The sequence below is a fragment of the Halomonas sp. PBN3 genome (assembly GCF_000475415.1).
GTDB classification, from domain to species: domain Bacteria; phylum Pseudomonadota; class Gammaproteobacteria; order Pseudomonadales; family Halomonadaceae; genus Halomonas; species Halomonas shengliensis.
On record NZ_AXCA01000025.1, the window covers coordinates 40,725 to 48,627 of the forward strand.

At 69.2% G+C, this 7,903-nt stretch carries 8 protein-coding genes; all 8 read left to right on the forward strand.

Annotated features, from left to right (window positions below):
* The first annotated feature begins 122 nt into the window (after positions 1–122).
* The 8 genes from ubiD to Q673_RS21190 all read left to right on the forward strand — a co-directional run bounded on the left by ubiD (position 123) and on the right by Q673_RS21190 (position 7,788).
* Positions 123–1,610, forward strand: a complete 1,488-nt coding sequence (ubiD, locus tag Q673_RS21165; protein WP_023004628.1) for a 4-hydroxy-3-polyprenylbenzoate decarboxylase — start codon at positions 123–125, stop codon at positions 1,608–1,610.
* Positions 1,611–1,627: 17 nt separating this feature from the next.
* Positions 1,628–2,407, forward strand: coding sequence for an NAD(P)H-flavin reductase (locus Q673_RS21170; RefSeq protein WP_023004629.1), 780 nt, complete (start codon positions 1,628–1,630; stop codon positions 2,405–2,407).
* Positions 2,404–3,117 carry a dihydromonapterin reductase gene (gene folM, locus Q673_RS21175; RefSeq protein WP_023004630.1) on the forward strand — a complete coding sequence of 238 codons (714 nt, stop codon included), beginning with the start codon at positions 2,404–2,406 and terminating at the stop codon, positions 3,115–3,117. Before Q673_RS21170 ends, folM begins: the two co-directional genes overlap by 4 nt.
* Positions 3,118–3,217: 100 nt before the next feature.
* Complete coding sequence (locus Q673_RS37060) at positions 3,218–3,346, forward strand: hypothetical protein (protein WP_023004631.1); 129 nt, start codon at positions 3,218–3,220, stop codon at positions 3,344–3,346.
* 62 nt (positions 3,347–3,408) lie between these two features.
* Positions 3,409–3,537: a hypothetical protein gene (locus Q673_RS37065; protein ID WP_268744273.1), complete on the forward strand. Its 129-nt coding sequence runs from the start codon at positions 3,409–3,411 to the stop codon at positions 3,535–3,537.
* A 309-nt stretch (positions 3,538–3,846) separates the two neighbouring features.
* Positions 3,847–4,929 carry a 3-deoxy-7-phosphoheptulonate synthase gene (locus tag Q673_RS21180; protein ID WP_023004632.1) on the forward strand — a complete coding sequence of 361 codons (1,083 nt, stop codon included), beginning with the start codon at positions 3,847–3,849 and terminating at the stop codon, positions 4,927–4,929.
* A gap of 118 nt (positions 4,930–5,047) precedes the next feature.
* On the forward strand, positions 5,048–5,560 hold the full coding sequence (locus Q673_RS21185) for a DUF3087 family protein (RefSeq protein ID WP_023004633.1): 513 nt from the start codon (positions 5,048–5,050) through the stop codon (positions 5,558–5,560).
* A gap of 113 nt (positions 5,561–5,673) precedes the next feature.
* The gene (locus Q673_RS21190; RefSeq protein WP_023004634.1) at positions 5,674–7,788 is read left to right on the forward strand and encodes a PhoX family protein; all 2,115 of its coding nucleotides are present in this window, start codon (positions 5,674–5,676) and stop codon (positions 7,786–7,788) included.
* Positions 7,789–7,903 lie beyond the last annotated feature (115 nt).

Sequence of the window (7,903 nt, forward strand, 5' to 3'; positions counted from 1 at the left end):
AAAGGTTTGTCTAGGGAGCCTGGGGGCAGCCGAGCGCAGAAAACTGTGCAAACGTTGTACGAAGGCCCAGGGGGTAGCATGCTATGCTGCCCCTTTCGTCATTCCGGAACCGGGAAATCCGAATGAAGTACAAGGACCTGCGCGACTTCATCGCCGCCCTGGAGGCCCAGGGCGAGCTCAGGCGCATCACCGCCGAGGTGGACCCCTACCTCGAGATCACCGAGATCTGCGACCGCACCCTGCGCGCCGGCGGCCCGGCGCTGCTGTTCGAGAACGTCAAGGGCCACGACATGCCGCTGCTCGGCAACCTGTTCGGCACGCCGAAGCGGGTGGCCATGGGCATGGGGCAGGACTCCGTGGCCGCCCTGCGCGAGGTGGGGGAGCTGCTGGCCTTCCTCAAGGAGCCGGAGCCGCCCAAGGGCTTCCGCGACGCCTGGGACAAGCTGCCAATCTTCAAGCAGGTGATGAGCATGGGGCCGAAGACGGTGCGCTCGGCGCCGGTGCAGGCGCTCGTCTATGAGGCCGACGAGGTCGACCTCGACCGCCTGCCGATCCAGCACTGCTGGCCCGGCGATGCCGCGCCGCTGGTCACCTGGCCGCTGGTGATCACCCGTGGACCCCACAAGAAGCGCCAGAACCTCGGCATCTATCGCCAGCAGAAGCTCGGCAGGAATCGCCTGATCATGCGCTGGCTCTCCCACCGTGGCGGGGCCCTGGACTTCCAGGAGTTCCAGCAGGCCCACCCCGGCGAGCCCTTCCCGGTGGCGGTGGCGCTGGGCGCCGACCCGGCCACCATCCTCGGCGCGGTGACCCCGGTGCCGGACGCGCTCTCCGAGTATGCCTTCGCCGGGCTCTTGAGAGGCTCGCGCACCGAACTGGTCAAGTGCGGCCATGCCGATCTGGAAGTCCCTGCATCGGCGGAGATCATCCTGGAGGGCTTCATCTACCCGGACGACATGGCACCCGAGGGGCCCTACGGCGACCATACCGGCTACTACAACGAGGTGGACAGCTTCCCGGTGTTCATGGTGACGCGCATGACCATGCGCGAGAACGCCATCTACCACTCCACCTACACCGGCCGCCCCCCCGACGAGCCGGCGATCCTGGGGCTGGCGCTGAACGAGGTGTTCGTGCCGATTCTGCGCCGCCAGTTCCCGGAGATCGTCGACTTCTACCTGCCACCGGAGGGCTGCTCCTACCGCATGGCGGTGGTGACCATGAAGAAGCAGTACCCGGGCCACGCCAAGCGGGTGATGATGGGGGTGTGGAGCTTCCTGCGCCAGTTCATGTACACCAAGTTCGTGGTGGTGCTCGACGACGACGTCGACGCCCGGGACTGGAAGGACGTGATCTGGGCGATCACCACCCGCATGGACCCGGCCCGGGACACCGTGATGGTGGAGAACACCCCCATCGACTACCTGGACTTCGCCTCGCCGGTCTCGGGGCTCGGCTCCAAGATGGGCCTGGACGCCACCACCAAGTGGCCCGGCGAGACCGATCGCGAGTGGGGCGTGCCCATCGTCATGGACGAGGCCGTCAAGGCCCGCGTCAGCGAGCGCTGGGACGAGCTGGGCATCGACCTCCCCGACACCACGACCCCCTGACAAGCCACGAGGCATACATGACGCCAAGGACCCTGACCTGCCCGGTCACCGAGGTCGAGGACCTCAGCCCCGACGTCTTCCGTGTCCGGCTCGACGGCCGCGCCGAGGCGGCCGCCCACGACCCCGGCCAGTACCTGGAGCTCAAGCTCGACGAGGGCATCTGGGTGCCGTTCTCCATCGCCAACGCCTGGCGCGGCGATGGCCAGATCGAGCTGCATATCCAGCACTGGCCGGAGCGCGAGAACTCCGCGCGGCTGCGTGAGCTCCTGCAGGTGGCCAACCGCCTGACCCTGCGCCTGCCCGGTGGCGACTGCGTGCTGGACCCCGAGAGCCGGCGGCCGCTGCTGCTGGTCGCCGCCGGCACCGGCTTCGCCCAGATGAAGGCGCTGGTCGAGGGGGCGCTCGCCGCCGACCCGCAGCGCGAGATCGCCCTGTGGTGGGCCGCGCGGGAGGAGCGCGACCTCTACCTGGAGCGCCTGCCCCGGGAGTGGGCCGAGGCCCACGCCGGCTTCACCTTCCATCCGGTGACCGAGGTCGCCCCGGAGCTCCCCTGGGCCGGCGAACGGGTGGTGGGTCATCGTGGGCGCATCGACCAGGCCCTGGCCGCCTCGCTCGAGGACGTCTCCGGCCACGACGTCTACCTCTCCGGCTCGCCGGGCATGGTCTACGCCTGCGTCGACGTGCTCGCCTCCCTGGGCCTGTCGTCCTCGCGGGTCTTCTCGGATGTCTTCGCCTATGCCCCGCGCGATCCCATCGTGCCCACCGCCGGCAGCCTGCGTCGGGAGGCGGGCTCATGAGCGCCTCGCCGATCCTGATCACCGGCGGTGCCCAGCGCCTGGGGCGCCACTGCGCCGAGCGCCTGGTGGACGACGGTCATCCGGTGATCATCAGCTACCGTCGCGAGCGGCCCGAGCTCGAGGCGCTGCGCGGCCGCGGCATCGTCACCCTGCCGGCCGACTTCTCGAGCGAAACCGGCATCCTCGATTTCATCGACAGGCTCAAGGGCGAGACCGCCTCGCTGCGGGCCATCGTCCACAACGCCAGCGACTGGGCGCCGGATTCCACCGGGCCCGAGGCGGGGGCGACCTTCGAGCGGCTGTTCCGGATCCATATGCTGGCGCCCTACCTGATCAACCTGCACGCCCGCGAGCTGCTCGAGGCGTGCCGCGAGCCCCAGCGCGACATCGTGCACATGACCGACTACGTGGTGCAGAAGGGCTCCCGGAAGCACGCCGCCTATGCCGCCAGCAAAGCCGGGCTCGATAATCTGACGCTGTCGTTCGCCGCCATGTACGCCCCCAACATCCAGGTCAACGCCATCGCCCCGGCGCTGATCATGCTCAACGAGGGCGACGACGAGGCCTACGCCGAGAAGGCTCGCGCCAAGTCGGCGATGCAGATGGTGCCCGGCCCCGGGGTGATCTATCAAACGCTGCGCTACCTGCTCGACAACCGCTACGTGACCGGCGCGACCCTGCCGGTGGACGGCGGACGCCACCTGCGATAGCCCAGCCTGCGACCATCGGTGCCGTGCCGAGGCCCGCCAACTTCGCTAGAATGGCTGCCACCCCGGAACCCCAACCCTGACGCAATCGGAGGAGTGACACATGGCGGGACACGACGAGAACTTCCGCGACAGCAGCGGCCTGCTCTCCATCATCATGGGCCTGATCGTGCTGGTGGCCATGAGCTGCCTGCCGGCCACCATCGGCTGGTATCAGCTGTTCGCCGGCTGAACGACGCCCTTGTCAGCCATGCCGCGATGCGGCAGGATGAAGCGACAGTTCAGGAGAATCCCATGACCGCATCCATCGCCCACCGTCCTCCTTGCCACGCCGCCTGCGGCCGTGGGGAGTGGTCGTGCGTGGCCGTAGGCGGTTTCTGGTATGGCTATTTTATGACCGGTGTGCCGGCGGCCATGTCCTGAGCGCAAGACGCGACATCGCCGGAGGCACACCCGTCAGGGCCGCCTCCGACAGAACCCCCGGACGGCAGCCCCGCCCGGGGGTTCTGCGTTTCGGGCAGCGTGATACGAGAGCGTGAACCACCAGATGACATCGAGGAGAGAGACCATGACCGCAGCCATCGCCATTCGCCAGACCCGTGGTTTTTCCGGCTATTACGGCTACTGGCGATTTAGCGAGCTGCGGTCGGCTCCCTCCGCCACGCCCGGCCGTAGCGTACTCGGTGGCACCCGATCCACACGATGTATGACCGCTGACCGGAGTTGAGCCTCATGAACGCGACCCTCGCCGCCGCCACCCTGAACGACGCCGCCCCCACCGTGGCCCCTGACGCCTCGCCGATGCGCCCGCTGCCCACCCCGGGAGAGCTGCGACGCAGCCTGCCCCTCTCGCCGGCCCTGTCTCGCCGGGTCGAGGCCCAGCGCCGCGCCGTGCATGACATCCTCGCCGGCCGCGACGACCGCCTGCTGGTGGTGGTGGGCCCCTGCTCCATCCACGACCCCGAGGCGGCGCTGGAATATGCCCGGCGCCTCGCCGAGCTGGCGCCGCGCCTCTCCGACCGCCTGCTGCCGGTGATGCGGGTCTATGTGGAGAAGCCGCGCACCACCGTGGGCTGGAAGGGGCTCGCCTACGACCCCGACCTCGACGGCACGGGCGACATGGCCCGTGGCCTCGAGGTCTCGCGGCGGTTGATGCGCGACGTGGCCGCACTGGGGCTGCCGGTGGCCACCGAGCTGCTGCAGCCGATGCTGGCCCCCTATCTGGAGGACCTGCTCGCCTGGGTCGCCATCGGGGCGCGCACCACCGAGTCACAGCTGCACCGCGAGCTGGCCAGTGGCCTCTCGGCCGCGGTGGGCTTCAAGAACGCCACCGGCGGCGACATCGGTGTGGCCCTGGACGCCATGCGCGCCGCCGCCCACTCCCACAGCCATTTCGCCATGGACCCCGAGGGGCGCCCGGCGATCCGCGATACCGCCGGCAACCCGCATACCCAGCTGGTGTTGCGCGGCGGCCACGGCGAGCCCAACTACCAGGCCCACCACGTCCAGGCGGCGCGCCGCGCCCTGGAGGAGGCCGGCCTCTCGCCGCGGCTGATGGTGGACTGCAGCCACGCCAATGCCCGCAAGGACCACCGTCGCCAGAGCGAGGTGCTGCTCGATGTGCTGGCCCAGCGCGAGGCCGGAGAGACGGCGATCGCCGGCCTGATGCTGGAGAGTCACCTCCACGAGGGCAAGCAGCCGCTCGCCCCCGGCCGCCTGCGCCACGGGGTCTCGGTCACCGATGCCTGCATCGGCTGGGAGACCACCGTACACCTGCTGCTCACCGCCGCCGAGCGGCTGCGCCAAGGCCCATAGCGAGGTGCGCCCTTGCCCGGGGTAGCCCGAGCGATTTCGGTGATAGCGTCTGCTGTACCGTGGTGAAAGATCCCGGGATAATGGCCCCGATTGCCGATTCGCCAACCAGGAGCCCAGCATGCCCTTCCAGTTCGAGGAGCACGATCCCGAGACTTACCGCCGCAAGGGGCGCCTCATCAGCCTGGCCATGGCCGGCCAACTGATCGTCTTCGGGCTGCTCTTCGTGCAGCTGCTGCAGGCCGCCTTCGACGGCGGCTTCTGGCTCAACGTGCTGGGCGTGGTGCTGGGCCTGGTGGCCACCAGCCTGGTGTTCGCGGTGCTGCGCGAGCGTCCCTGGATGGACGAGGTGCGCTATGCCTGGCAGCTCAAGCACCACCTCTCCCGGGTCAGCGGCTACCTGCCGGCGCTGCGCCGCGGCATGGCGGAGGGCAACGGCACCGCCCTGGACCTGCTCGCCTTCTATCACCAGGGCATGGCCCAGCTCGCCGAGCTCAACGGCCGCACCCTGGACGACGACGCCGAGCTGCTCGCCGAGCGCGAGGTGGTGCGGATGGCACGCCGCGAGCAGGGCCTGGCCGAGCGCGTCGAGGGCTTCGATCCCCACGACCTGGCCGCCTTCCGCAGGGGGTAGGCCGCCGCGTTCTGGCACCGCTTGTCGCTTCATCGGACTGTCACCTTGCTCGCCTAGCCTGTCCTCGTCCTGGAGGCGCCCCATGCCTCCATCTACCCGACGAGGAGTCCCCCATGAGCAAGGAAATCGAGGACCATCGCGTCCTGAACCCCGGCACCAATGAGCCCTTCGCCTCCGTTCTCGATCGCCATGTCTCCCGGCGCAGCGTGATGCGCGGTGGCCTGGGGCTGGCGGCCGCCTCGATGCTGGGCTTCGGGGGGGCCGCCCAGGCACTGGCCTCGAGCTCCCGGCACGAGAAGACGCCGCTGCGCCTGGCCTTCGAATCGATCGCCGGCTCGCGCAGTGACGCCGTGGTGGTGCCACCGGGCTATACCGCCCAGGTGCTGGTCCCCTGGGGCACGCCGCTGACGGGCGAGGCATCGGAGTGGAGCGATGCGCTGGCCATGACCGCCGAGCGCCAGGCGCAAAGCGTGGGCATGCACCATGACGGCATGCACGGCTTCCCGCTGGACGAGGAGAGCGCCTCGCGCCGCTTCGTGCTGGCGCTCAACAACGAGTACATCGACCAGCAGGCACTGTGGGCGCCCCAGGGCGGTCCCACCAATGCCGAGGAGGGCGCGCGCCCCGCCGAGGAGTCGCGTACCGAGATCAATGCCCACGGCGTGACCCTGGTGGAGGTGGTGAAGGAAGGCGACGGTCGCTGGTCCCATGTGCCGGGCTCCCCCTACAACCGCCGCTTCACCAGTGCCACGGAGATGGAGCTGGCCGGTCCGGTCGCCGGCAGCGCCTACGTCAGGACCAAGTTCTCGCCGGAGGGGCGTCTCACCCGGGGCACCAACAACAACTGCGGCAACGGCTATACCCCCTGGGGTACCTACCTGGCCTGCGAGGAGAACTGGCCCAACATCTTCGTCAACACCGGCGAGCGCTTCGCCGACGACGCCCGCATCGGGATTCCCACCCAGCGTGGCCGCTACGGCTGGGAGACCTCGGCGGGGGATCCCAGTGAGGCGAACGACGAGTTCGCTCGCTTCGATATCACCCCGCGTGGCGCCGATGCCCGCGAGGATTACCGCAACGAGGCGCGTACCTTCGGCTACCAGGTGGAGATCGACCCCTACGACGGCAGCCGCCGTACCGTGAAGCGCACCGCCCTGGGACGCTTCCGCCACGAGGGGTGCTGGCTCGGCAAGCTCGAGCCCGGCAAGCCGGTGGTGTTCTACTCCGGCCACGATGCCCGCAACGAGTACATCTACAAGTATGTCTCCGCCGCCGCCTGGGACCCGGCGGATGCCAACCGCCCCGGTGCGGCCTATGATCGCCTGGCGATCGGCGCCAAGTACCTGGACGATGGCGTGCTCTACGTGGCGCGCTTCGCTGCCGACGGCAGTGGTGAGTGGCTGCCGCTGACGCTGCAGGCGAAGAGCCGTGATGGTCGCCCGCTTCACGAGGCCCTGGGGCTGGCCGCCGATGACCAGGCCGGCATCATCATCCATACCTGCGATGCCGCCGACCTGATGGGCGCCACCCCCATGGATCGCCCCGAGTGGGCCAGCGTCGACCCCGCCTCCGGTGAGGTCTATATCACCCTGACCAACAACAGCCAGCGCACCGAGGCGGGCAGCGAGGCGACCTACACCAATGCGGGCGGTGCCACCGACGAGCCCGGCGTGGGCTTCGCCACGGCGCCGGTCAACGCCGCCAACCCGCGCCCCGACAACGGCGCCGGGCATATCCTGCGCTGGCGGGAAGCCGATGATGGTACCCGCTTCGCCTGGGAGGTTTTCGTCTTCGGCGCCGCCGCCTCCGACGCAGATAACCTCTCCGGCCTGACCGAGCTCAACCAGTTCGCCAGCCCCGACGGCCTCTGGTACGACGATCGCGGCAACGGTGACGGCATCCTGTGGATCCAGACCGACAACGGCTACGATGGCGTCGCCGACTACACCAACGACCAGGTGCTGGCGGTGGTGCCGGGAGCCCTGGAGGGCGGGGTGGTCACGCCCGAGAACCAGCAACACCTCAAGCGCTTCGCGGTGGGCCCCAACGGCTGTGAGGTCACCGGGATCTTCGCTACCCCCGACAGGACCGCGCTGTTCATCAACATCCAGCACCCGGGCAACTGGCCGGCCTCCGAGGATGCCACCGCGGTCACCCAGGGGGAGGTGCGCCCGCGCGCCTCTACTGTGGTGATCCAGAAGCAGGATGGTGGTCCCATCGCCGTCTGACCCGGCTTCGCCGGGGCTGTAAGCCGTAAGCCTGAAGCTGGAAGAAGAATCGCCCCCATGGTCTTGCCATGGGGGCGATTCAGTTTAGGCTGCTTTCCAGCTTCCAGCTTCCAGC